This window comes from Aquamicrobium terrae (assembly GCF_040545735.1).
Taxonomy (GTDB): domain Bacteria; phylum Pseudomonadota; class Alphaproteobacteria; order Rhizobiales; family Rhizobiaceae; genus Mesorhizobium; species Mesorhizobium terrae_A.
The window spans coordinates 45,806-69,484 of record NZ_JBEPML010000011.1 but is presented as its reverse complement, the minus strand read 5'-3'; the positions used below and the strand labels follow the sequence as shown (position 1 = coordinate 69,484).

At 65.1% G+C, this 23,679-nt stretch carries 22 protein-coding genes; 14 read left to right on the top strand and 8 right to left on the bottom strand.

Annotation, left to right across the window (positions count from 1 at the left end):
• The first annotated feature begins 33 nt into the window (after positions 1-33).
• From ABID37_RS16090 to ABID37_RS16050, 9 genes are all read left to right on the top strand, one after another.
• The gene (locus ABID37_RS16090) at positions 34-630 is read left to right on the top strand and encodes a TadE/TadG family type IV pilus assembly protein (protein WP_354196548.1); all 597 of its coding nucleotides are present in this window, start codon (positions 34-36) and stop codon (positions 628-630) included.
• Between the two features lie 175 nt (positions 631-805).
• The gene (locus ABID37_RS16085) at positions 806-2,047 is read left to right on the top strand and encodes a phosphopentomutase (RefSeq protein WP_354196546.1); all 1,242 of its coding nucleotides are present in this window, start codon (positions 806-808) and stop codon (positions 2,045-2,047) included.
• Positions 2,040-2,930, top strand: a complete 891-nt coding sequence (gene mutM / locus ABID37_RS16080) for a bifunctional DNA-formamidopyrimidine glycosylase/DNA-(apurinic or apyrimidinic site) lyase (protein WP_354196544.1) — start codon at positions 2,040-2,042, stop codon at positions 2,928-2,930. Before ABID37_RS16085 ends, mutM begins: the two co-directional genes overlap by 8 nt.
• Before the next feature lie 36 nt (positions 2,931-2,966).
• Entirely contained in the window at positions 2,967-3,740 is a 774-nt protein-coding gene (locus tag ABID37_RS16075; RefSeq protein WP_354196542.1) for an enoyl-CoA hydratase, read from the top strand.
• A 168-nt stretch (positions 3,741-3,908) separates the two neighbouring features.
• Positions 3,909-4,175: a 30S ribosomal protein S20 gene (rpsT, locus tag ABID37_RS16070; protein WP_354196540.1), complete on the top strand. Its 267-nt coding sequence runs from the start codon at positions 3,909-3,911 to the stop codon at positions 4,173-4,175.
• An 802-nt stretch (positions 4,176-4,977) separates the two neighbouring features.
• Positions 4,978-6,528 carry a chromosomal replication initiator protein DnaA gene (gene dnaA / locus ABID37_RS16065; protein ID WP_354196538.1) on the top strand — a complete coding sequence of 517 codons (1,551 nt, stop codon included), beginning with the start codon at positions 4,978-4,980 and terminating at the stop codon, positions 6,526-6,528.
• A 297-nt stretch (positions 6,529-6,825) separates the two neighbouring features.
• Positions 6,826-7,944, top strand: coding sequence for a DNA polymerase III subunit beta (gene dnaN / locus ABID37_RS16060; RefSeq protein ID WP_354196536.1), 1,119 nt, complete (start codon positions 6,826-6,828; stop codon positions 7,942-7,944).
• Positions 7,945-7,978: 34 nt separating this feature from the next.
• A complete protein-coding gene (recF, locus tag ABID37_RS16055; protein ID WP_354196534.1) occupies positions 7,979-9,124 on the top strand; it encodes a DNA replication/repair protein RecF in 1,146 nt (381 codons plus the stop codon).
• 161 nt (positions 9,125-9,285) lie between these two features.
• Positions 9,286-10,059: a molybdopterin-synthase adenylyltransferase MoeB gene (locus ABID37_RS16050; protein WP_354196532.1), complete on the top strand. Its 774-nt coding sequence runs from the start codon at positions 9,286-9,288 to the stop codon at positions 10,057-10,059.
• On the opposite strand, the gene ABID37_RS16045 is transcribed toward ABID37_RS16050, so the two are convergent.
• Together ABID37_RS16045 and ABID37_RS16040 are read right to left on the bottom strand one after the other, a co-directional pair.
• Entirely contained in the window at positions 10,060-11,280 is a 1,221-nt protein-coding gene (locus tag ABID37_RS16045; protein WP_354196530.1) for a serine hydrolase domain-containing protein, read from the bottom strand. It lies immediately after the preceding gene.
• Between the two features lie 79 nt (positions 11,281-11,359).
• Positions 11,360-12,361, bottom strand: a complete 1,002-nt coding sequence (locus ABID37_RS16040; RefSeq protein WP_354196528.1) for a 2-hydroxyacid dehydrogenase — start codon at positions 12,359-12,361, stop codon at positions 11,360-11,362.
• Positions 12,362-12,533: 172 nt separating this feature from the next.
• Here ABID37_RS16040 and ABID37_RS16035 point away from each other — a divergent pair, with 172 nt between their 5' ends.
• The gene (locus ABID37_RS16035; RefSeq protein ID WP_354196526.1) at positions 12,534-13,112 is read left to right on the top strand and encodes an SH3 domain-containing protein; all 579 of its coding nucleotides are present in this window, start codon (positions 12,534-12,536) and stop codon (positions 13,110-13,112) included.
• A 7-nt stretch (positions 13,113-13,119) separates the two neighbouring features.
• Here the strand turns inward: ABID37_RS16035 and ABID37_RS16030 are convergent, their stop codons facing one another.
• Complete coding sequence (locus ABID37_RS16030; protein WP_354196524.1) at positions 13,120-13,476, bottom strand: DUF4260 domain-containing protein; 357 nt, start codon at positions 13,474-13,476, stop codon at positions 13,120-13,122.
• 15 nt (positions 13,477-13,491) lie between these two features.
• On the bottom strand, positions 13,492-13,896 hold the full coding sequence (irrA, locus tag ABID37_RS16025; RefSeq protein WP_354196773.1) for an iron response transcriptional regulator IrrA: 405 nt from the start codon (positions 13,894-13,896) through the stop codon (positions 13,492-13,494).
• A 268-nt stretch (positions 13,897-14,164) separates the two neighbouring features.
• On the opposite strand from irrA, the gene fabA reads away from it, so the two are divergent.
• From fabA to fabI, 3 genes are read left to right on the top strand one after another with little or no spacing between them, the layout of a single operon-like run.
• On the top strand, positions 14,165-14,680 hold the full coding sequence (gene fabA, locus ABID37_RS16020) for a 3-hydroxyacyl-[acyl-carrier-protein] dehydratase FabA (protein ID WP_354196522.1): 516 nt from the start codon (positions 14,165-14,167) through the stop codon (positions 14,678-14,680).
• Between the two features lie 36 nt (positions 14,681-14,716).
• Positions 14,717-15,937, top strand: coding sequence for a beta-ketoacyl-ACP synthase I (gene fabB, locus ABID37_RS16015; protein WP_354196520.1), 1,221 nt, complete (start codon positions 14,717-14,719; stop codon positions 15,935-15,937).
• Positions 15,938-15,948: 11 nt separating this feature from the next.
• On the top strand, positions 15,949-16,761 hold the full coding sequence (gene fabI, locus ABID37_RS16010; RefSeq protein ID WP_354196518.1) for an enoyl-ACP reductase FabI: 813 nt from the start codon (positions 15,949-15,951) through the stop codon (positions 16,759-16,761).
• Positions 16,762-16,816: 55 nt separating this feature from the next.
• Here fabI and ABID37_RS16005 read toward each other — a convergent pair whose 3' ends face one another.
• Positions 16,817-17,821: a class I SAM-dependent methyltransferase gene (locus ABID37_RS16005; RefSeq protein WP_354196516.1), complete on the bottom strand. Its 1,005-nt coding sequence runs from the start codon at positions 17,819-17,821 to the stop codon at positions 16,817-16,819.
• 185 nt (positions 17,822-18,006) lie between these two features.
• On the opposite strand from ABID37_RS16005, the gene ABID37_RS16000 reads away from it, so the two are divergent.
• Positions 18,007-19,605 carry an ABC-F family ATP-binding cassette domain-containing protein gene (locus ABID37_RS16000; protein ID WP_354196514.1) on the top strand — a complete coding sequence of 533 codons (1,599 nt, stop codon included), beginning with the start codon at positions 18,007-18,009 and terminating at the stop codon, positions 19,603-19,605.
• Positions 19,606-19,672: 67 nt separating this feature from the next.
• On the opposite strand, the gene pnp is transcribed toward ABID37_RS16000, so the two are convergent.
• The 3 genes from pnp to corA all read right to left on the bottom strand — a co-directional run bounded on the left by pnp (position 19,673) and on the right by corA (position 23,659).
• Positions 19,673-21,832, bottom strand: coding sequence for a polyribonucleotide nucleotidyltransferase (gene pnp, locus ABID37_RS15995; RefSeq protein ID WP_354196512.1), 2,160 nt, complete (start codon positions 21,830-21,832; stop codon positions 19,673-19,675).
• A gap of 267 nt (positions 21,833-22,099) precedes the next feature.
• Complete coding sequence (rpsO, locus tag ABID37_RS15990) at positions 22,100-22,369, bottom strand: 30S ribosomal protein S15 (protein ID WP_035023415.1); 270 nt, start codon at positions 22,367-22,369, stop codon at positions 22,100-22,102.
• Positions 22,370-22,567: 198 nt separating this feature from the next.
• Positions 22,568-23,659, bottom strand: coding sequence for a magnesium/cobalt transporter CorA (corA, locus tag ABID37_RS15985; protein ID WP_354196509.1), 1,092 nt, complete (start codon positions 23,657-23,659; stop codon positions 22,568-22,570).
• Positions 23,660-23,679 lie beyond the last annotated feature (20 nt).

Sequence of the window (23,679 nt, the reverse complement as noted above, 5' to 3'; positions counted from 1 at the left end):
GGCAACCATGGCGCTGGTGCGGGGGCACTGCAGATGATGAAGGCACTTACCGGAAGGATCATTCGCTTCGGCCGTGACCGGCGCGGCGTCGCGGCGGTGGAGTTCGCCTTCATCGCGCCGATCATGCTCATCCTCTATTTCATCACGGTCGAGGCCGTGCAGGGCATCGAAACCAGCAGGCAGGTCAGCCGGCTGGGCGCCATGGTGGCCGATCTCGTGGGACAGCAGGACACCATGTCGGCGGATGCGCTGAAAGGCATCATGCAGATCGGCGAGACGACGATGCGCCCCTATAACCGCTCGACCCCGACGATCACCGTCACCGCGATCAAGATTTCGAGCGACGAGAAAGGCGCCGTTCCCACAGTGGCCTGGTCGGGAAAGCTGGTCGACGGCGCTTATGCTGCCGGCCCGGCCAAAAATAGCCCTGTTACGGTGCCCCTGGCGCTCAAGACCGGCGACAGTTTCCTCATCCGCGTGGAAAGCAACCTCGGCTACAAGCCGGTGATCGCCTGGTCGGACAAGGAGAACGCCTCCGGCCTCATTGGCATCTTCAACAATATCGAGATGAACGAGGTCTATTATGCCCGTCCGCGCATCAGGCGCGAGATTTCCTGCACCAATTGCTGACGCGGCGGCAGGGGTTCATTCCAGCTTGCCGATTGCAAAGGACCGGCCCGAAGCCTATGTCTGGGCGCCCGGGCCGGCGTCGCTGCACTCCTGATGCCTGCCCGTCCGATCATTCCGATCCGCGCCCGGGCGCCTTGCCGCTTCCGAACGTCGCGATCGCCACAGCAAGGCTGCAATGGCGCGTGCATTCGTCTTCGTCCTCGATTCCTTCGGCATAGGCGGTGCGGCGGATGCCGCCCAGTTCGGAGACGAGGGCGCCAATACCTTCGGCCATATCGCCGATGCCTGTCGCGCGGGGCTGGCCGACCGGCCCGGCCTGCGCGCCGGCCCCCTTCATGTGCCGCATATGGCCTCGCTCGGGCTCGGCGAAGCGGCGCGGGTCGCGACCGGATACACATTCGAGGCCGGCCATGGTTCGCTCCTGCCCTTTGCCTTCCATGGCGCCGCGCAGGAGATTTCGAGCGGCAAGGACACGCCCTCCGGCCATTGGGAGATCGCGGGACTGCCGCTGCGCTTCGGCTGGGGCCGGTTTCCGGATACGGTGCCGGCATTTCCCGCCGCCCTTACCAAAGCCATGATCCGTGAGGGGCATGTGCCGGGCATTCTCGGCAATCGCCATGCCGACGGCACCACCATCATCGAGCAGTTCGGGGCCGAGCACATCGCGACGGGCAAGCCGATCTGCTACACTTCGGTGGATTCCGTGCTGCAGATCGCGGCGCACGAGGAGCATTTCGGCCTCGAACGGCTCTATGGGTTCTGCAAGGTGGTGCGGCGGTTGTGCGACCCGCTGAAGATCGGCAGGGTCATCGCCCGCCCCTTCCTCGGCGAAGCGCCCGGCACATTCACGCGTACGCCGGGCCGGCGCGACTATTCCGTCTCGCCGCCCGAGCCCACGCTTCTCGACCGCATCACCGAGGCAGGCGGGCGCGTGCTCGCCATCGGCAAGATCGGCGATATCTTCGCCCATCGCGGCGTGACCAAGCTGCGCAAGGCGGCCGGCAACATGGCGATGTTCGACCAGGCGCTGGCGGCGATGGACGAGGCCGGCGACGGCGACTTCGTGTTCGCCAATTTCGTCGATTTCGACACCGAGTTCGGCCATCGCCGCGACACGCCCGGCTATGCCGCGGCCCTCGAAGCCTTCGACCGCCGCGTGCCGGAAGCGCTGGCGCGGCTGAAAACGGGCGACCTGTTCCTGCTCACCGCCGACCATGGCAACGACCCGACCTGGCGCGGCACCGACCATACACGCGAGCGCATACCGCTGATGGGCATGGCGCCCGGGCTTGCCGGCGGCAGCGTGGGCCTGAGGCCCACCTTTTCCGACATCGGCGAAACCGTCGCCCGGCATCTGGGCACCGCGCCCGGAAAATACGGAACCTCCTTCTATCGCGAGATCGGTGGCCATGCCTGAACTGCCCGAGGTCGAAACCGTCCGGCGCGGCTTGCAGCCGGTGCTGGAGGGCGCACGGATCGTCAAGGTGGAAGCAAGGCGGCCCGACCTGCGCTTTCCCCTGCCCGAGCGCTTCGCCGAACGGCTGGACAGCCGCACCGTCACCGCCCTCGGCCGCCGGGCCAAATACCTGACCATGCATGTCGAGGACGGGCCCGTGCTGATCTGCCACCTCGGCATGACCGGGTCGTTCCGCATCGAGGACGGCGCGGAAACCGCCACCCCCGGCAGCTTCCACTATGAGAGATCGAAGGATTCCGCCCATGACCACGTCATCTTCGACGTGGTGTCCGCCACGCAGGCCCGCCATCGCATCGTGTTCAACGATCCGCGCCGCTTCGGCTTCATGCTGTTTTCCGAAACCCCGCCGGACGAGCACCCGATGCTGGCCGGCCTCGGCGTGGAGCCGACCGGCAACGCCCTCGACGCCGACCTGCTCGCCACCCTGTTCCGCAACCGCAAGGCCCCGCTGAAGGCCGCGCTGCTCGACCAGCGCATGATCGCCGGCCTCGGCAATATATATGTGTGCGAAGCGCTGTGGCGGGCCGGCCTCTCGCCGCTGAGGGCGGCTGGCACCATCGCCGTACCGGGGCGCAAGGCGGCAGCGCAACGCGAGAAACTGGCTGCATCGATCCGCGCCGTGATCGCCGACGCCATCGCCGCCGGCGGCTCCTCGCTGCGCGACTACATGCACACCGACGGCTCGCTGGGCTATTTCCAGCACAGCTTCGCCGTCTACGACCGCGAGGGCGAGCCCTGCCCCACGCCGGGCTGCGCCGGCCATGTCGAGCGGATCGTGCAGAGCGGGCGCTCGACCTTTTATTGCCGGGCCTGCCAGAAGTAGGATAGGTCCGGGACAACGGCTCAGGAGAGGAAGCGCATGGCTTACGAAAACATCATCGTGGAAACCCGCGGCAAGGTCGGATTGATCACGCTGAACCGGCCGAAGGCCCTCAACGCGCTGAACTCCGCCGTCCTTGGCGAACTGCTCGCCGCCACCAAGGCCTTCGACGCCGACGACAATATCGGCGCGGTGGTGCTGACCGGCTCCGAAAAGGCGTTCGCCGCCGGGGCGGACATCAAGGAGATGCAGTCGAAGAGCTATGTCGACGTCTATCTGGGCGACCTGTTCTCCGGCTGGGAGGATTTCACCCGCACCCGCAAGCCGATCATCGCGGCGGTAGCCGGCTACGCGCTCGGCGGTGGCTGCGAGCTTGCCATGATGTGCGATTTCATCATCGCCGGTGACAATGCCAAGTTCGGCCAGCCCGAGATCACGCTCGGCGTCATGCCCGGCATGGGCGGCTCGCAGCGCCTCACCCGCTTCGTCGGCAAATCCAAGGCGATGGACATGTGCCTGACCGGCCGCATGATGGATGCCGAGGAAGCCGAGCGCTCCGGCCTGGTGTCGCGCATCGTGCCGGCCGGCGAACTGGTCGAGGAAGCGTTGAAGGCGGCTGCCAAGATCGCCGGCTTCTCCCTGCCCTCGGTGATCATGAACAAGGAGGCCATCAACCGCGCCTATGAGGTGACGCTGGCCGAGGGCCTGCGATTCGAGCGCCGTGTCTTCCAGTCGATGTTCGCGCTGGACGACCAGAAGGAGGGCATGGCCGCCTTCGTGGAGAAGCGCAAGCCGGAATTCCGCAACAAATAGCAGGCCCGATGCCGCTCAAATCAGCCTTTCCGTGCGAAGCAAGATTGACGGACTTCGAAAGCTGAACTATAAGCCGCCCCAACTGAGGTGGCCCTGCGGCTGCCCATTTGTTTTTGTGCCCTGCGGGTTGCCGCAAGCGCCCACCATTGAGATCAGAAGAGAGGCATCATGGCCAACACCCCCTCGGCCAAAAAGGCAACGCGCAAGATCGCCCGCCGCACGGCGATCAACAAGAACCGCCGCTCGCGCGTCCGCACTTTCATTCGCAAGGTCGAGGAGGCTCTGGCCGCTGGCGACAAGACCGCCGCCGAGGCCGCCTTCCAGGCCGCGCAGCCGGAACTGATGCGCGCCGCGACCAAGGGCGTGGTTCACAAGAACACCGCCTCGCGCAAGGTCTCGCGCCTGGCCCAGCGGCTCAAGAGCCTGTCGGCCTGATCCCAGACAAAGTTTACCCATTCTTCGAAACCCGGCGCTCGCGCCGGGTTTTTTTCGTTGCCCGGCGAAAAGCCGGAATGGCCCTCCCGACCTTCCGTTACGGCATTTTTTTCACAACGTGGATTTTTGCCGGTATGTGTCTTTCAGGTTGCACCGGGCAGCAACACCGCATCGCGAGCATGGCAAAAAAGTAGCATATATTTCAAAGGCTTGATGAAGGTCGTCCACAGGTTGTTCATATCGGCGACAGCCGAAAGGGGACAACCCAGTGTCAAGCAAAATATTAAAAAAAAGAATCTCGCCAGCTACCGTTTCGGGGTGCTCGCGAAAAGAGTTTGAATCCCAATGGCTTTCAAGAATGCCGGTGTCGGGACCACCGCTGCGAAGGGCTATTTGGTAACCAGATTCGTTAAAAACCGGTAAGATGCGGCCTTGCCCTTTCCACAACGATTTCGGTAGTGTCTCCTCATCGAAAGGGACGGGCCCTACGCCCTCGACCTAATCAAAAATGGCAGCATTGGCACCACGGGCGTTTGTTCGCGGGCGGGTCGACTATTCGCTTTCGATACTGGCAGGGGACCAGTCATTTGTATGGCGTATCGAAGTTTGGCCGGCGTCGCGCCGGACGGCTTGCTTTGCCATGCGCGCAGTTTCCCTGTTGCGGGACAGGGCCGGAGACGGTGCGGCCCGCAGCGAGAACATCCGGCAAAGGCCAGCGGCGGCCGCGCCGGAGGAGAAATGACAACGAGGCCGCCACGGGCGACATGCCCATGGCGCGAAAGTGCGGGACAAGGATCACACGATGCAGAGCGGCATGGGCACGGAGCTTGGCGATCTTTCCTATGAGGAGAACGTCGCCAAAGCACATGACCTGACAACTCTTGGGGAGGCGGATCACAAGTTCGAGCGGATCAAGGCAAAGCTCAAGGCGCGCCTGGGGGCAGAGGTCTATTCGAGCTGGTTCGGGCGCATGAAGCTGGCGGAGGCTTCCAAGGGCGTGGTGCGCATCTCGGTGCCGACCGCCTTCCTGCGCTCCTGGATCAACGGCCACTATCTCGAGCAGATCGTCGGGCTGTGGAAGGAAGAGGACCCCGAGGTCCTCAAGGTGGAGATCATCGTGCGCACCGCCGCAAGGCAGACCCGCGCGGTGGATGCCGAAACGGCGGTCCAGCGGCGCCCGGTGTCGCGCCAGTCGCAGACGGCCCTTGCCTCCACCATGGCCAACAACGGCACCAATGCCGGCAAGGCCGAGCGCATGCCCGCGCAGCGCCCAGGCCCGGTCGAGACCGAGTTCCGCCAGAACGTGCTGGGCTCCCCGCTCGATCCGCGCTACACCTTCGCTTCCTTCGTGGAGGGCCCGTCGAACCGCGTCGCCTTCGCCGCCGCCCGCGCCGTGGCGGAATCGCAATCCAGCGCCGTGCGCTTCAACCCCCTGTTCCTGCATGCCACCGTCGGCCTCGGCAAGACGCACCTCCTGCAGGCCATCGCGGCGGAATCGCTGCGCCAGAACCCGAAGTCGCGCGTCGTCTACCTGACGGCCGAATATTTCATGTGGCGCTTCGCCACCGCCATCCGCGACAACAATGCGCTGACGCTCAAGGAGCAGCTTCGCGACATCGACCTGCTCATCATCGACGACATGCAGTTCCTGCAGGGCAAGTCGATCCAGCACGAGTTCTGCCACCTCATCAACATGCTGCTGGACAGCGCCAAGCAGGTGGTGGTGGCGGCCGACCGGCCGCCGGCGGAGCTGGAATCGCTGGAGCCGCGCGTGCGCTCGCGCCTCAATGGCGGCGTGGCGCTGGAAATGTCGACGCCGGATTTCTCCATGCGCCTGTCCATGCTCCAGCAGCGGCTGGCGGCAGCCAAGGCCGAGGATGCCGCGCTCGATATCTCCGATGCCGTGCTGGAACACGTGGCCCGCACCGTCACCGGTTCGGGGCGCGAACTGGAAGGGGCCTTCAACCAGCTTCTGTTCCGCCAATCCTTCGAGCCGCAGATCACGGTCGACCGCATCGACGAGATCCTCGGCCACATCTATCGCTCGGGCGAGCCGAAGCGGGTGCGCATCGAGGACATCCAGCGCATCGTCGCCCGCCATTACAACGTCTCCAAGACGGAGTTGCTGTCCAACCGGCGCACGCGCACCATCGTCAAGCCGCGCCAGGTGGCGATGTATCTTTCCAAGGTGATGACGCCGCGTTCGCTGCCCGAAATCGGCCGACGTTTCGGCGGCCGCGACCACACCACGGTGCTGCATGCCGTGCGCAAGATCGAGGGCATGTCGGACAGCGACAACACGCTTGCGCAAGAACTGGAACTGCTGCGCCGGCTGATCAACGACCAGGCCTGAGCGAAGCCCATCGCGGCGTGGCGGCAGCCTTTGCCGCCATGCCGGAAAACCTTGCAAAACCCGCTGCGAAAGGCCGTTCGGTCTTGCTTTCGGGGCGCTTTTCCTGTCAGTTTGGCTCCCATTCGGGAGCCGTGTGCGGCCTTGCGGGCGGACACGCAACGCTCCGGTACCTTGACTGAGCATCGGGATGTTCCGAAAACCGATTCCACTTTTCGGCCCGATGCTCTAAGCAATGCAGACTGAGGCAGGTTGCCGGTCCGGGAACCTGCCCTTTCCTTCAAGCGAGCCTGTTTCGTCATGCGTGTAATCCTGGAACGGTCGAACCTCCTCAAGTCCCTGAACCACGTCCACCGCGTGGTCGAGCGGCGCAACACCATCCCGATCCTGTCCAACGTCCTGCTCTCGACCGACGGTTCCAGCCTCGAGCTGAAGGCCACCGACCTCGACCTCGAGGTGACGGAGGCGACGCCGGCGCGCGTCGAGCAGCCCGGCGCCACCACGGTGCCCGCGCACCTGCTCTACGACATCGTGCGCAAGCTCTCGGACGGCGCCGAGGTGATGCTGAAGACCGACGAGGACGGCAACGCCATGACCGTCACCTCCGGGCGCTCCAGCTTCCGGCTCCAGTGCCTGCCGCAGTCGGATTTCCCCGAACTGTCGGCCGGCTCCTTCCCGCACATCTTCCGGCTGGATTCCGCGGCGCTGAAGGGCCTGATCGAGAAGACCCAGTTCGCCATCTCCACCGAGGAGACGCGCTACTACCTCAACGGCATCTTCCTGCACACGCATGAGGCGGACGGCAAGCTCAAGCTGCGCTCGGTGGCGACCGACGGCCACCGCCTCGCCCGCGCCGAGATCGACGCGCCCGCCGGCTCGGAAGGCATGCCGGGCATCATCATCCCGCGCAAGACCGTGGGCGAATTGCAGAAGCTGGTCGACGATCCGGACGTGGCGGCGACGACCGAGCTTTCCGACACCAAGATCCGCTTCACCATCGGCTCGGTCGTGCTGACCTCGAAGCTGATCGACGGCACCTTCCCCGACTACCAGCGCGTCATCCCGACCGGCAACGACAAGCGGCTCCTCATCGACCGCCAGAGCTTCGCCGCCGCCGTCGACCGCGTTTCCACCATTTCGTCCGAGCGCGGACGGGCGGTGAAGCTGTCGCTCAGCGAAGGCCAGATCACGCTGACCGTCAACAATCCCGATTCCGGCAGCGCGACCGAGGAACTGGCCGCCGACTACACCGCCGCGCCCATCGAGATCGGCTTCAACGCCCGCTACCTGCTGGACGTCGCCGCCCAGCTCGGCAGCGGCGATGCCGAGTTCATGCTGGCCGATGCCGGTTCGCCGACCCTCATCCGCGACACCAGCGACGAGAACACGCTCTATGTGCTGATGCCGATGCGGGTGTAGCGCGCATCGCAACGTGTCTTGCGATGCCCGACCCATGGAAACGCTTCCCGGCCCCTACATAAGTCGGCTCACGCTGACGAACTTCCGCAACTACGCGTCGCTGTCGCTGGAGCTTAAGCCGGGGCCGGTGGTGCTGAGCGGCGACAACGGCGCCGGCAAGACCAACCTCCTGGAAGCCATATCGCTGCTGGCGCCGGGGCGCGGCCTGCGCCGGGCGCCCTATGCCGATGTGGCGCGCGAGGGGGGCGACGGCGGCTTTGCCCTGCATGCCAGGCTGGACGGCCCCGAAGGCGAGGTCGATATCGGCACCGGCATCGTGGCCGCCGAAGGGACCGAAGTCGGCAGGCGGGTGCGCATCAACGGCGCGCCGGCACGCAATGCCGACGAACTGCTGCAATGGCTGCGCGTGATGTGGCTGACGCCTTCCATGGATGCGCTGTTCACCGGGCCGGCGGGCGACCGCCGCCGTTTCCTCGACCGGCTGGTGCTGGCCATCGACGCCGTCCACGGCCAGCGCGCGCTGGCCTATGAAAAGGCGATGCGCGGCCGCAACCGGCTGCTGGCCGAAAACTCGCGCGACGGCGCATGGTTCGAGGCCATCGAGACGCAATTGGCCGAAACCGGGGTGGCGATCGCCGCCGCCCGCGCCGAACTGGTGCGGCTGCTTGCCGCCAAGATCGAGCAATTGCCGGGCGACGGCCCCTTCCCGCAGGCCGATATCGCCCTTTCCGGCGAGCTGGAGGCGCAGGTCGGCACCATGCCGGCGGTCGATGTCGAGGAAGGTTTCCGCCGCGCGCTGGCCGCCGGGCGCGAACGCGACCGCGCTGCCGGGCGCACGCTGGAGGGGCCGCACCGCTCCGATCTGATCGTGCGGCACCGGCCGAAATCCATGCCGGCCGAACTGTGCTCCACGGGCGAGCAGAAGGCGCTGCTGGTCGGCATCGTGCTTTCCCATGCAAGGCTGACCGGCGAGATTTCCGGCATGACGCCGATCCTGCTGCTCGACGAGATCGCCGCCCATCTCGATGCCGGACGGCGCGCCGCACTGTTCTCCATTCTGGAGGACATGCAATGCCAGGCCTTCATGACCGGCACCGACGCCGCCCTGTTCTCCAGCCTCGATGGACGGGCGCAGTTCCTGACCGTGGATCACGGGACGGTTGGTGAGACGGCGCAGTAGCGGCAGGGCAGGGCGGAAACCCTCGTCAACTTTTTTCGATGTTCAGGCATGGATTCCCGACCTCGCAATGAGCGAAGCGAATGAAGAGTGTCGGGAATCCATGCCTGAAAGTTGCAAGTATTGTGGATGACGCCGCAACGGAAAATGCTAGTTTCCCCCGCATGACGACCCTGCCTCCCCTGACCGACGACGAGCTTGAGCGCTATGCGCGCCACATCGTGCTGCCCGAGATCGGCGGCCCCGGCCAGCGCAAGCTCAAGGCGGCACGGGTGCTGGTGGTGGGCGCCGGCGGGCTCGGCGCGCCGGTGCTGGCCTATCTGGCGGCGGCGGGCGTGGGCATGCTCGGCATCGTCGACGACGACGCCGTATCGCTCTCCAACCTGCAGCGACAGGTCATCCACGGCACGGATTCGCTTGGCCGATCGAAGGCCGAAAGCGCCCGCGACGCGATCCTGCGCATCAATCCGCATGTCGAGGTCGAGTTGCATGAGCTGCGCCTGACATCCGAAAACGCCCCGGCCCTCGTCGCCGGATACGATCTGGTCATCGACGGCACCGACAATTTCGAGACGCGCTTTGCCGTGGCCGACGCCTGCGCGCAGGAAAAGCGCCCGCTGGTGCATGCCGCGGTCGGGCGCTTCGACGGCTCGCTCACCGTGCTGAAACCGTTCGAATCAAGCGCGGACGGGGGCAAAAATCCCTCCTACCGCGACCTCTTCCCCGAGCCGCCGCCGCCGGGCCTAGTGCCCTCCTGCGCCGCAGCCGGCGTGGTGGGCGCACTGGTGGGGGTGATGGGGACGTTGCAGGCGATGGAGGCGATCAAGCTGATCACCGGCATCGGCGAGCCGCTGGTGGGACGCCTTTTGCTCTACGATGCGCTGGCCGCCCGCTTCGACACCATCCGCTACAAGCGCCGCGACAGCGGTGACGGCTGACTACAGACCCTCGGCAATCGCCTGGAAGGCGGCGATGCTCTCGCGCTTCATCGCCTGTCCGGTGTTGTTGTAGTCCTCATAGGCGGACGTCTTGGCGATGACCACCCGTCGCTCGGGGTTGACGTAGATGAACTGCCCGTAGATGCCGACGCCGGTGAAGTCGCCGCCTTTCCTCTCCGGCGGTATCCACCATTGATAGCCGTAGCCATAGCTCTTGCCGCCAAAACCATCGTCGCGCCCCGGCATCAGGTGTTCAGCGTCGGGCGTGGTCGAGGCCCTGACCCAATCCACGGGCACGATCTGCTCGCCGGACTGGTTGCGGCCCTCATTCAGATAGAGCAAGCCAAAACGCGCATAGTCGCGCAGCACCGCATTGAGACCCCCGGCAGCGACCGCCTCTCCCTTCTGGTCCGCCAGCCAGAAGGCATCGGCCTCCGTGCCGAGCTTCGACCACAGGATCTCGTTGAAATAATCGGCCAGCGGCTTGCCCGTCGCGCCTTCCAGCACAAGGCCCAGCACCTGCGTATCGGCCGAAACGTAGCGATTGAGGGTGCCTTGCGGGATGTCGTTCTTCAGATGCGCCGTGAATTCGGCGACCGAGCCGCGCAAGATCTGGATGATGTAGCGGACGATATCCGAATTGAGGTCGCCGTAATCCTCGTTGAAGCCGATGCCGGACGACATCTGCAACACGTTCTTGACCGTCACGCCCTTGTAGCCGCCTTCGGCCAGCGCCGGCGCGTAGCTTTCCACCGGCCGTGAAATGTCGATCAACCCGTCCTCCACGGCCCTGCCGACCAGCGCGGAGACGAAGGATTTGGAAAGCGACATGGCGATGGACTGGGTATCCTGCCCATTGCCGCGCAGATAGCGTTCATGGACGATGACGCCATCCTTGATGACGATCAGGCCCGTCGTCTGCGAGCGCGCGATCCAGTCTTCGACGGACCTGCTTTCTCCCGCGAAACCGTAGCTGTCCGGCAGCGGCCGTTCCTGCTTTTCCAGCGGACTGGCGGCCGCACTCTTCGGCACCCGGATCGACGGGTACTTCACGAAAAGGGAGCGAAAATTCTGATCGATCACGTCCGGCTTGAAGTTGCCCGCATATTCAAGCGCCGCGCGATAATCGAGGATGGTGTCACGATAGGCCCAGGCGGCCCCTCCAGCCGCCACCATCACAGCCGCCCCGATGCCGAGGCTCCGGCGAAGAACCTTTTTCATGTCCCCTCCTCCACTTGTGTGGACGATAGAGGGGGAGGCCGCCGCCGACAATGGCGGGCGGGTTTACGCTGCGAGAGCCTCAAATGCGGCTTGGAATGACACGGTCCGGCGGGCGGTGCCCGTCGCAGAAGGCGCGGATGTTGATGATGACCTTCTCGCCCATGTCGATGCGGCCTTCCAGCGTGGCCGAGCCCATATGCGGCAAGAGCACCGCCTTGCCCTTGGCGGCCAGCTTGAGCAGCTTCGGATTGATGGCTGGCTCGTTCTCGTAGACGTCGAGGCCCGCGCCGGCAAGCTTGCCGGTCTCCAGCATCTTGAGCAGCGCCTCCTCGTCGATGAGGTCGCCGCGGGCCGTGTTGACCAGATAGGCGGAGGGTTGCAGCAAGGCCAGCCGCCGCGCCGAAAGCAGGTGGAAGGTGGCCGGCGTCGAGGGGCAGTTGACCGAGATGATATCCATGCGGGCCAGCATCTGGTCGAGGCTTTCCCAATAGGTCGCCTCCAGCTCGTCCTCCAGCGCCGGCATGACGCGGTGGCGGTTGTGATAGTGGATGGACAGGCCGAAGGCCTTGGCGCGGCGGGCCACGGCGGTGCCGATGCGGCCCATGCCGACGATGCCGAGCCGCTTGCCCCAGATGCGGCGGCCGAGCATCCAGGTCGGCGACCAGCCGGCCCATTTCTTGCCCTCGGGCAGGATATTCGCGCCCTCCGTCAGCCGACGCGGCACGGACAGGATCAGCGCCATGGTCATGTCGGCCGTGTCTTCGGTCAGCACGCCCGGCGTATTGGTGACGGTGATGCCCTTCGCGGTTGCCGCGGCAACGTCGATCTTCTCGATGCCGTTGCCGAAATTGGCGATCAGCTTCAGGTTCGGGCCGGCTTCGGCAATCACCGCCGCATCGATGGTGTCGGTCACGGTCGGCACCAGGACGTCGGCTTCCTTCACCGCAGCGATCAGCTCCGCCTGGCTCATCGGCCGGTCCTCGACATTCAGCCGCGCATCGAACAACTCGCGCATGCGCGTCTCGACAGGGTCGGGCAGCTTGCGCGTGATGACGACGAGAGGCTTCTTCCTGCCGGCCATATTTACCCCGATCGCGGTTACCGTTGAGACCTCTTTAACCAAGACCGGCGAAACTGCAAAGCTGTCCCGGTTCGTTAGCCTCATGTACCAAGCCGAACCGGCGAAGACAAAGAAAAAGGGGCGTGGCATTCGCACCCGTCCCATTCAACGGAATGCCTGCAAGGAAACGAAAGTGTCTGGTTTCGTGTCGTTTCGCCTTAGCCATCTTGCCCTGGGCGCAGCTTTGCTCGGCCTTGTCGCCCCGAACTTCGCCTACGCCCAGTCGGCGGGCGCGCAGTCGGCCGGTTCCCAGACCCAGAATGTACGGCTCGGCCCCAGCGGCCTGCCCCTGCCCCGCTTCGTCAGCCTGAAGTCGGCGCGCGTCAATTCCCGCGTCGGCCCCGGCACCAACTATTCGGTGGACTGGATGTACACCAAGGCCGGCCTGCCGATGGAGATCATCCAGGAATACGACAACTGGCGGCGTGTGCGCGATGCCGATGGCTCGGAAGGCTGGGTCAACCAGTCGCTGCTGTCGGGCAAGCGCACGGCAATCGTCGCTCCCTGGCAGCGGGGCAAGGAGACGCAAATCAACCTCATGCGCCGTCCCGCGGAGGACGCGGGCGTGGTCGCCATGCTGGAGCCCGGGGTGATCGGCACCATCAAGTCGTGCGACGGCCGGTGGTGCGAAATGACGTTTTCGGGCAATTCGGGCTGGATCAGCCAGTCACTGGTCTGGGGTGCCTATCCGGGCGAGAAGGTGAAGGACTGAGCCAGGCTCAGCCCCTGCCGATGCGCCCGAGATGGGTGTCGCAGAATCCGACTGTCTCTTTCAGGCCATAGCCCAGCGCCCGATCCATGCCGATATGGGCAAGCCAGATCAGGCCAAGGCCGAGCGGTAGCGCCGCATCGGAAAGATAGCCGCCGACCAGCAGCGCCAGCGGCCACGGCGTGATGTGAAAGGCGTTGTAGACATAAGCGCCGAGGCGCGGGCCCTTCCAATAGGCCAGCATCGAGAGATCGGGAGCGAGGAGAAGGACGGCGAACAGCCACCAGCTCGCGCCAGAAGCGGCATAGAGAGCCAGCGCGGCCGCCAGCAGCGCCGCGCCTTCCAGCCTCAGAAGCGCCGTCGTCACGGCAGGTTTTCCGGATTATTGCTTCGGCCGCAGCCGGATCACAATATCGACATTGGCGATTTCCATGCCCTCCGGCGGTTCCGGAATGTTGTGCACGGTCATCTGTTCGCCTTCGACGTCGAAGATACGGTTCTCGCCCTCGATGTAGAAGTGATGGTGATCCGAGGTATTGGTGTCGAAATAAGTCTTGGAGCCTTCGACGGCCAGTATCCGCAGCAGGCCCGCCTCGGTGAACTGGTGGAGCGAATTGTAGACGGTGGCGAGCGACACCGGCACGCCCGCGGCCAGCGCCTCCTCGTGCAGTTCCTCGGCCGAAAGATGGCGGTCGCCCTTGGCGAACAGCAGCTCGGCCAGCGCGACACGCTGACGCGTCGGCCTCAGACCGGCGTCCCGAACCCGCTTATCCACAGCGTTCCTCATCTTCTGCGCAGGTGCATCCATTCATTCACCCCGGTTCGTCCGATTGTCCAAAACGCCACAATCCCGGCAAAATAAGGACATCGGATGAAACCATGTCTTATTCAGATATATTCTGTCACGACTGTGCGATCAATAGCGCGCATTGACCCCGGCAAACCGTCGCGTTAGAGCCACGTCGCAAGGTAAACCACGGTTTCCGGCCGGAAACGGACTGTGTTACTAGAGCTTACAGGGCGCGGGCCGCCCATATTGGACGGGGACGTTTTTGATGGCCGCAGGAAAATCCAGCTACGACTACCAGGAATTGCTCGCCTGCGCCCGCGGCGAAATGTTCGGCCCGGGCAATGCGCAGCTTCCCTATCCGCCCATGCTGATGTTCGACCGCATCACCCAAATCAGCGAGACGGGAGGCGAATTCGACAAGGGTTTCATCCGCGCCGAACTCGACATCCATCGCGACCTGTGGTTCTTCCCCTGCCATTTCATCGGCGATCCGGTCATGCCCGGCTGCCTCGGCCTCGACGCCATGTGGCAGCTCACCGGCTTCTTCCTCGGCTGGCTGGGCGAGCCCGGCAAGGGTCGCGCCCTGTCCACCGGTGAGGTAAAGTTCACCGGCATGGTCACGCCTTCGGTCAAGAAGGTCGAATACGGCATCGACTTCAAGCGCGTGATGCGCGGCCGGCTGGTGCTCGGCATCGCCGATGGCTGGATGAAGGCCGATGGCGAGACCATATACAAGGCCACCGACCTGCGCGTAGGCCTGTTCAAGGAAGCCGCAGCCTGACCTTCGCCGGGTCCTGCCAGCCATGAAGGAGCACTCATGAGACGCGTCGTTGTCACGGGCCTGGGTATCGTGTCTTCCATCGGCAACAATGCCGATGAGGTGACCGCCTCCCTTCGCGATGCCAGATCCGGCATCAGCTTCTCCGAATCCTTCGCCGAACACGGCTTCCGCTCGCAGGTATGGGGCGCGCCGACGCTCGATCCGGCCGAACTGGTCGACCGCCGCGCCATGCGCTTCCTGTCGCGCGGCGGCGCCTGGAACCATGTCGCCATGGAACAGGCCATCGCCGATGCCGGCCTCGAGCAGGGTGACATCACCAATGAGCGCACCGGCATCATCATGGGCTCCGGCGGCCCTTCGACCCGCACCATCGTGGAAGCCGCCGAAACGACGCTGAAGAACGATTCCCCCAAGCGCATCGGTCCCTTCGCCGTGCCGAAGGCGATGTCCTCCACCGCCTCGGCCACGCTCGCCACCTGGTTCAAGATCCACGGCGTCAACTACTCGATCTCCTCGGCCTGCTCGACCTCGGCGCACTGCATCGGCAATGCAGCCGAGCTTATCCAGTGGGGCAAGCAGGACATGATCTTCGCCGGCGGCCACGAGGACCTCGACTGGACGATGTCCAACCTGTTCGACGCCATGGGCGCCATGTCCTCGAAGTACAACGACACGCCGTCCACCGCATCGCGCGCCTATGACGCGACCCGCGACGGCTTCGTCATCGCCGGCGGCGCCGGCGTGCTGGTGCTGGAGGAGCTGGAGCACGCCAAGGCGCGCGGCGCGAAGATCTATGCCGAGGTGGTCGGCTACGGCGCCACTTCCGACGGGTTCGACATGGTGGCCCCTTCCGGCGAGGGAGCGGTGCGCTGCATGCGCCAGGCGCTGTCCACCGTTTCCGGCAAGGTCGACTACATCAACACGCACGGCACTTCGACGCCGGTGGGCGACGCCAAGGAAATGGCGGCCATCCGCGAGGTGTTCGGCGCCGACATGCCCAATATCGCCTCCACCAAGTCTCTCACCGGCCATTCGCTCGGTGCCGCGGGCGTGCAGGAATCGATCTATTCGATCCTGCAGATGCAGGGCGGCTTCATCGGCGAAAGCGCCCATATCACCGAGCTGGACCCCGAATTCGAGGGCATGCCGATCGTGCGCAAGCGCATCGACGACGCCAGGATCGATATTGCGCTCTCCAACTCCTTCGGCTTTGGCGGCACCAACGCGACATTGGTCTTCCAGCGCTATTCCGCATAAAGGGCTCCAGAATGGATTCACTGATGAAAGGCAAGCGCGGGCTTGTCATGGGGGTGGCCAACGACCATTCCATCGCCTGGGGCATCGCACGCCAGCTTGCCGCGCAGGGCGCGGAACTGGCCTTCACCTATCAGGGCGAGGCCTTCGGCCGCCGCGTCAAGCCACTGGCCGAGCAGGTCGGCGCCTCGCTGCTCATCCCCTGCGACGTGGAAGACAGCGCCTCCGTCACCGCCACCTTCGACACGCTGAAGGACGAATGGGGCGGGCTCGACTTCGTCGTCCATGCCATCGGCTTTTCCGACAAGAACGAGCTGAAGGGCCTCTATGCCGACACCACGCGCGACAACTTCGTGCGCACCATGGTGATCTCCTGCTATTCCTTCACCGAAGTGGCCCGCAACGCCGCCGCGCTGATGAACGAAGGCGGCTCGATGCTGACGCTGACCTATGCCGGCTCGGTGCGGGTCATGCCGAACTACAATGTCATGGGCGTCGCCAAGGCCGGACTGGAGGCGAGCGTGCGCTATCTCGCCAACGACTACGGCCCGCACGGCATTCGCGTGAACGGCATTTCGGCCGGTCCGGTGCGCACGCTGGCGGGCGCCGGCATTTCCGACGCGCGCTACATGTTCAACTACCAGAGCCGCAACGCACCGCTGCGCCGCACGGTCAACATCGACGAGATCGGCAATTCGGCGCTCTACCTGCTGTCGGACCTGTCCTCGGGCGTCACCGGCGAGATCCACTACGTGGATTCGGGCTACCACATCGTCTCGATGCCGACGCTGGACGAACTGAAGCGCATGGACAGCGACAAGGGCTGATCCGAGCCATCCATTTGTTCTTGCAACGCCGGAGCGGCCCCCGTCCGGCGTTGTTTCATTTGCGGGCCAGAAGCACCTTGAAGCGATTGTCGCGGGCGGTCTCCTGCGAGGCGGCGAAGGCGCCCGAAAGGATCGCTTCGTAAGGCAGTTGCCGGTTGGCGACCATGACCAGCCGCCCGCCCGGTTTCAGCGCCTTGGCGGCCGCCTCGATCAGCCGCCGGCCGATCTCCGGTTCCGCCGCCCTGCCCTGATGGAAGGGCGGGTTCATGACGACCCAGTCATAGCGCCGCTCGACCGACTCGCCGATCAGGTCCTGCCAGAAGAAGCCGGAGGCCTGCGGCACGTTGCGGCGCGCGGCTTCCAGGGCCTCGAAATCGGCTTCGTAGAGATCGAGCGACTTGATGTCGGGAAAGCGGTCCGTGATGCCGGCGGCCAAAAAGCCCCAGCCGGCGCAGAAATCCGCGACATGGCCGGAAATGCCGTCGGGCAGGTTCTCGGCCAGCAGGCGCGAGCCGGCATCGATGCGGTCGAAAGAAAACATGCCCGGCGCGGTGTGGAAGCGGTTTTCGACCAGCGCCGGCGGATTGCCCGTGCGCAGCTTCGCGGCCGCCTCCGTGCCCTCCGGCCGGCGCAGCCAGAAGGCGATACCGTGATATTTCGGCAGGGCATCCACCAGCGGCACCAGCCCATCGATGCGCTTGCGCAGCGAGGCGATGCCATCCTCCTTGCCACCGGCGACCAGGATCGCACCACCCGGCGCCACGCGCTCCAGCGCCTCGGCGATCCACACCTCGTTCTGGCCACGATGCCGACCGGCCAGCACCAGCGCCATGGCGTAGCCGTCACCTTCCGCGCGTGGCGCGACGTTGCGGCCGGCGGATTGCAGGGCACGGAAATGCGGGCGGAACCCCTGCACGCAATGCAGCTCGGCCTCGAAGCCTTCCGGCAGGCGGAAGCCCGGCTCCGCGCCAAGGAACAGCGCATGGCTGCCTGCGGCGGGCGCATCCAGCGCTCCGTTTTCGAAAGGATGGAACAGGGTTTTGAGGGAGTCGGAAGCCATATGCGGCTGATAGAGCAATTTCGCCGCCCGTCCAGCATCTTTCTACTGCTTCCGGCGCGCGCACTTGCATCGCAAGCCGCAACGACCTAGCTATGAGTCTCGACCCGCCAGACCGGAGGCACCAGTGAACGATTTCTCCTTGACCGCTACGCGAACCCGCTTCGTCATCAGGGAAATCTTCACGCATGCCTTCCATCGTCTGTTCCGATCTCAGCTTTTCCACGCCTGACGGCCGCCAGCTTTTCTCAAGCCTCGATCTTGCCTTCGGTCCCGGCCGCACAGGCCTCATCGGCCGCAACGGCGTCGGCAAAAGCACCCTCCTTCACATCATTGCCGGCAGGCTGAACCCGCAGACCGGCTCCGTGGCGGTCAACGGCACGATGGCCGTGTTCGACCAAACGGTCCAGGTTGACCCTGCGGCCACGGTTGCCGACCTGTTCGGCGTCGGGACCCAGCTTGCCCTGATCCGGCGCGCAAGCGCAGGCGAGGCGACGGTCGAGGAACTGGCCGATATCGACTGGACACTTGAGGCCCGCATGGAGGCTGCCCTCGCCAGGATGGGGCTGGGAGCCATGCCGCAAACGCCGCTGCATACGCTTTCAGGCGGCCAGCGCACGCGGGCCGGCCTTGCCGCGCTCCTCTTCTCGGACGCCGATTTCCTGCTGATGGACGAGCCCACCAACAATCTCGACCGCGACGGCCGCCGGGCGCTCCATGACATGCTGGCAGGCTGGCGCAAGGGCGCGCTGGTGGTCAGCCATGACCGGGAACTGCTCGAACTCATGGACGAGATCGTCGAGCTGACCTCGCTTGGCGCCACCCGCTATGGCGGCAACTGGAGCCATTATCAGGAGCGCAAGGCGCTGGAACTGGCAGCCGCCCGGCACGACCTCGACCTCGCCGAGAAGAAGGCGACGGAGGCGGCCCGCACCGCGCAGATCGCGGCGGAGCGCAAGGCCCGCAAGGACAGCGGTGGCCGCAAGAAGGCGGCCAAGGGCGACATGCCGCGCATTCTTCTCGGCGGCATGAAGGAACGCGCCGAAAACAGCGGCGGGGCTGGAGCGCGCCTTGCCGATGCCCGGCAGGCCGAAGCGCACGAGGCCGTCTCGGCGGCGCGCGGGCGCGTGGAAGTTCTGCAAAAGCTGTCCGTCTCGCTGCCTTCGACCGGCCTTGCCGCCGGCAGGACGATGCTGCGACTCGATCATGTGACGGCGGGCTATGAACCGGGGCGCCCGGTTCTCGATGACCTGTCCCTCGCCGTTACCGGGCCGGAGCGCATCGCCGTCACCGGCCCGAACGGTTCCGGCAAGACCACCCTGCTGGACGTGATCGCCGGGCGTCTCGCGCCCTTCTCCGGCGCGGTGCAGGTGGCGACCGACATGGCCATGCTCGACCAGCGCGCCAGCCTGCTCGATCCCGCCCTGTCGGTGCGCGACAATTTCCGCAAGCTCAATCCGGGCTCGACCGAGAACGCCTGCCGGGCAGCGCTCGCCCGCTTCAAGTTCCGCGCCGATGCGGCGCTTCAACAGGTGGCGGAACTGAGCGGCGGCGAACTGCTGCGCGCGGCCCTTGCCTGCGTACTCGGCGGAAGCAAACCGCCGCCCCTGCTCATACTGGACGAGCCGACCAACCACCTCGATCTCGATTCCATCGCCGCTATCGAAGCGGGACTGCAAGCCTATGACGGCGCGCTGCTCGTCGTCAGCCATGACGAGGCATTTCTGGAGGCTCTCGACATCTCGCGCCGCCTCGAATTGCCCTCCGGCGCAGTCGTTCCTGCGTAGCAGGGGGCCCAAACGGAAACGGGCGCGCCTTTCGGCGCGCCCGCTTGATCCGGCAGTCGGGAAAGGATCAGGCGTCTTCGCCTTCAGCCTTCTTTTCCTCGTCCTGCTTCTTTTCCTTGGCGATCTCCTTGCCGGTGGCCTGGTCGACAACCTTCATGGACAGGCGGACCTTGCCGCGCTCGTCGAAGCCCATCAGCTTGACCCAGACCTTGTCGCCTTCCTTGACCACGTCGGTGGTCTTGGCGACGCGCTGGTCGGAGAGCTGCGAGATGTGCACGAGGCCATCGCGCGGGCCGAAGAAGTTGACGAAGGCGCCGAAGTCGGCGGTCTTGACCACCGTGCCCTCGTAGATCTCGCCCACTTCCGGCTCGGCCACGATGGTGTGGATCCACTTCTTGGCCGCCTCGATCTCCTTGGCGTTGGAAGAAGCGATCTTGACCGTGCCGTCGTCCTCGATGTTGATCTTGGCGCCGGTCTTCTCGACGATCTCGCGGATGACCTTGCCGCCCGAGCCGATCACGTCGCGGATCTTGTCGGTCGGGATGGTCATGACCTCGATGCGCGGCGCGAACTCGCCGAGCTCGGAACGTGCGCCCGAAAGCGCCTTGGCCATCTCGCCCAGAATGTGCTCACGGCCACCCTTGGCCTGCTCCAGCGCAACCTTCATGATCTCTTCGGTGATGCCGCTGATCTTGATGTCCATCTGCAGCGAGGTGATGCCGCCGGCCGTGCCGGCCACCTTGAAGTCCATGTCGCCCAGGTGGTCCTCGTCGCCCAGGATGTCGGAGAGCACCGCGAAGCGCTCGCCTTCCTTGATCAGGCCCATGGCGATGCCGGCCACCGGCTTGGCCAGCGGCACGCCGGCATCCATCAGCGCCAGCGAGGTGCCGCAGACGGTCGCCATCGAGGACGAGCCGTTGGATTCGGTGATCTCGGAGACGACGCGCAGCGTGTAGGGGAACTGCTCTGCCGAAGGCAGCATCGGGTGGATGGCGCGCCAGGCGAGCTTGCCGTGGCCGATCTCGCGGCGGCCGGGCGAACCCATGCGGCCGGTCTCGCCGACCGAATAGGGCGGGAAGTTGTAGTGGAGCAGGAAGGCTTCCTTGCGGGTGCCGGTCAGTTCGTCGATGAACTGCTCGTCCTCGCCGGTGCCCAGCGTGGCGACGACGATCGCCTGCGTCTCACCGCGGGTGAACAGGGCCGAGCCGTGGGTGCGCGGCAGAAGGCCGACCTCCGACACGATCGGGCGGACCGTCTTGAGGTCGCGGCCGTCGATGCGCGAGCCGGTGTCGAGGATGTTCCAGCGCACGATCTTGGCCTGGAGTTCCTTGAACACGGTGGCGACCTGCTCGGCCGACCACCGGGCGTCCTCGCCCTCGGCGGGCGTGAAGGCGGCCTTGACCTTGGCCTTGGCCGCGTCGACGGCGGTGTAGCGGGCCTGCTTGTCGGTGATCTTGTAGGCGTCGCGCAGGTCGGCCTCGGCTACGGCGAGGATTTCCTTCTCCAGGGCCGACAAATCCTCGACCTTGTGCTCACGCGGCTCCTTGGCGGCAACCTCGGCCAGCTTGATGATCGCCTCGATCACCGGCTGGAAGTGCTTGTGGCCGAACATGACGGCGCCGAGCATGGTCTGCTCGTCGAGTTCCTGCGCTTCGGATTCCACCATCAGCACAGCCTCGGAGGTGCCGGCCACGATGAGGTCGAGCTTGGACTCCGGCATCTCGTCGATGTGCGGGTTGAGCACATACTCGCCGTTGATGTAGCCGACGCGCGCGCCGCCGACCGGGCCCATGAAGGGCACGCCGGAAAGCGTCAGGGCAGCCGAAGCGGCAACCATCGACAGCACGTCGGGGTTGTTCTCGCGGTCATGCTGGACGACGGTGATGATCACCTGCGTGTCGTTCTTGTAGCCGTCGGCGAACAGCGGGCGGATCGGGCGGTCGATGAGGCGCGAGACCAGCGTCTCGTTCTCGGAGGGACGGCCTTCGCGCTTGAAATAGCCGCCGGGGATCTTGCCGGCCGCGTAGGTCTTTTCCTGGTAGTTGACGGTCAGCGGAAAGAAATCGAAGCCCGGCTTCGGCTCCTTGGCCGAAACGACGGTGGCGAGAACCATGGTCTCGCCATAGGTCGCGAGAACGGCGCCGTCAGCCTGGCGGGCGATCTTGCCGGTCTCCAGAATGAGCGGACGTCCGCCCCATTCGATTTCCACTTTGTGCTGATTGAACATGTCTTGTCCTTCATATGCGGCCGGACCGCTGTCGCCCTTGGCGACGCGGTCCAAACCTTCTGGCTTGTTTCGGGCAGCCACGGGCAAGACAACGGGAAGCTCGGAATGATCGGCGCAAGGCCGGGGCGAGCATCCTGCAATCCTGCCCCATGACCGTCCACGGGGCGGTTCCGGCGACCCTCTTCGCCATGGAACCTAACTACGGGCCGATAGGAGGCCCGGATGCGCGGCCGGCGGGTGCCTTGCGACACCCGCCGGCCAAACAGGTCAGCGACGCAGTTCGAGCTTCTCGATCAGCGTCTGGTAGCGCGCCTCGTCCTTGCGCTTGAGGTAGTCAAGCAGGCTGCGGCGCTGCGACACGAGCGCGAGAAGGCCACGACGGGAGTGGTTGTCCTTCTTGTGGTCCTTGAAGTGCTCGGTCAGGTTCTTGATACGCTCCGAGAGGATGGCGACCTGCACTTCCGGCGAACCGGTGTCGCCCTTGGCAGTTGCAAACTGCGCCATCAATTCTTGCTTGCGTTCGGCAGTGATCGACATCGAGCTTTTCCTTTATATGTTGGAGGAAACGGGACGCCTCGAGCCGGGATGTCGTCCAGCACAGGCCACTCAATTCGCGGCAAAACCCACGATACAGCGGCGCATATAGTGCAATTGATTGCAAAAAGCCAGCCCGATTCGGAATGGCTGGCCTGCGCCGGCCTTTCCCTTCCCGGCAAGGAGAGAAGGAAGGAGGCGCTACAGCCACTTCCTCCACTTGAAATAGCCGAACAGCGCCAGGGCGACGGCCACCATGAAGACGAGTGCCGCCGGATAGCCGTAGTAGGCGCGCAGTTCCGGCATGTTCCAGGGCGAAACGTCCGGATCGAAATTCATGCCCCACACGCCGACCAGGAAGGTCAGCGGAATGAAGATGGTCGACACGATGGTCAGCAGCGAGATGACATCGTTGGTGCGGGCCTGGGTCAGGGAAAGGTGCATCTCGATCAGCCCGGTCAGCGTATCGCGCTGCGTCTCGATCAGTTCGATCAGGCGCATGGCATGGTCGAGCGTGTCGTTGAGGAACACCTTGGTCTCGTGCGTCACGAACGGATCGTCATTGCGGATCAGTGTTGCCAGCGCATCCCGCAACGGCCACAAGACGCCCTTCAGCACGAGGATTTCGCGGCGCAGGGCGTGAAGCTCCTGCATCTGGCCCTTTTGCGGGCCACCCAGCATGCCATCCTCGATGCGCTCGATGTCGTCGCTGACGGCCTCTATGGGCACGAAATAGCTGTCGACCACCGCGTCGATCAGCGCATAGGCGAGATAGTCGCCGTGACGCGCCCGCAAACGGTTCGGCCCGTCGGCACAGATGCGCTTGCGCACCGGGCCGAACGGGTCGCCCTCGCGCTCCTGGAAGGTGATGACGAATTTCTCGCCGAAGAACACGGCGATCTGCTCATAGCGGTTCAGGCTGGCGTCATCGACCATGCGCAGCGCGACGAAGACGTGATCGTCGAAGAAATCCACCTTCGGCCGCTGGTCGGCATTGATCACGTCCTCCATCGCCAGCGGGTGGATGCCGAACAGCCTGCCGATCTCGCCGATGGTGGCGACATCGGCAAGCCCCACGCAGTCGAGCCACATCAGCGGCCAGTCCTCGCGGTTGGCGGTGATGTCGGTAACCGTGGCATTGCGGATGGTCCGGCACTTGTCCGGCGCGACCAGCATCAGGTCGAACTGCGTCGAGCGGGCGGCGGGATCGGCGATCAGGGTGCCGGGTGCGGCCCCGACCGGCGTGCGCCGCTTGCGCCGCCGGTGTCTCCCCGCCTTGCCTGTCTTCGCCATATCTGCTCCCGGCTGCCGCA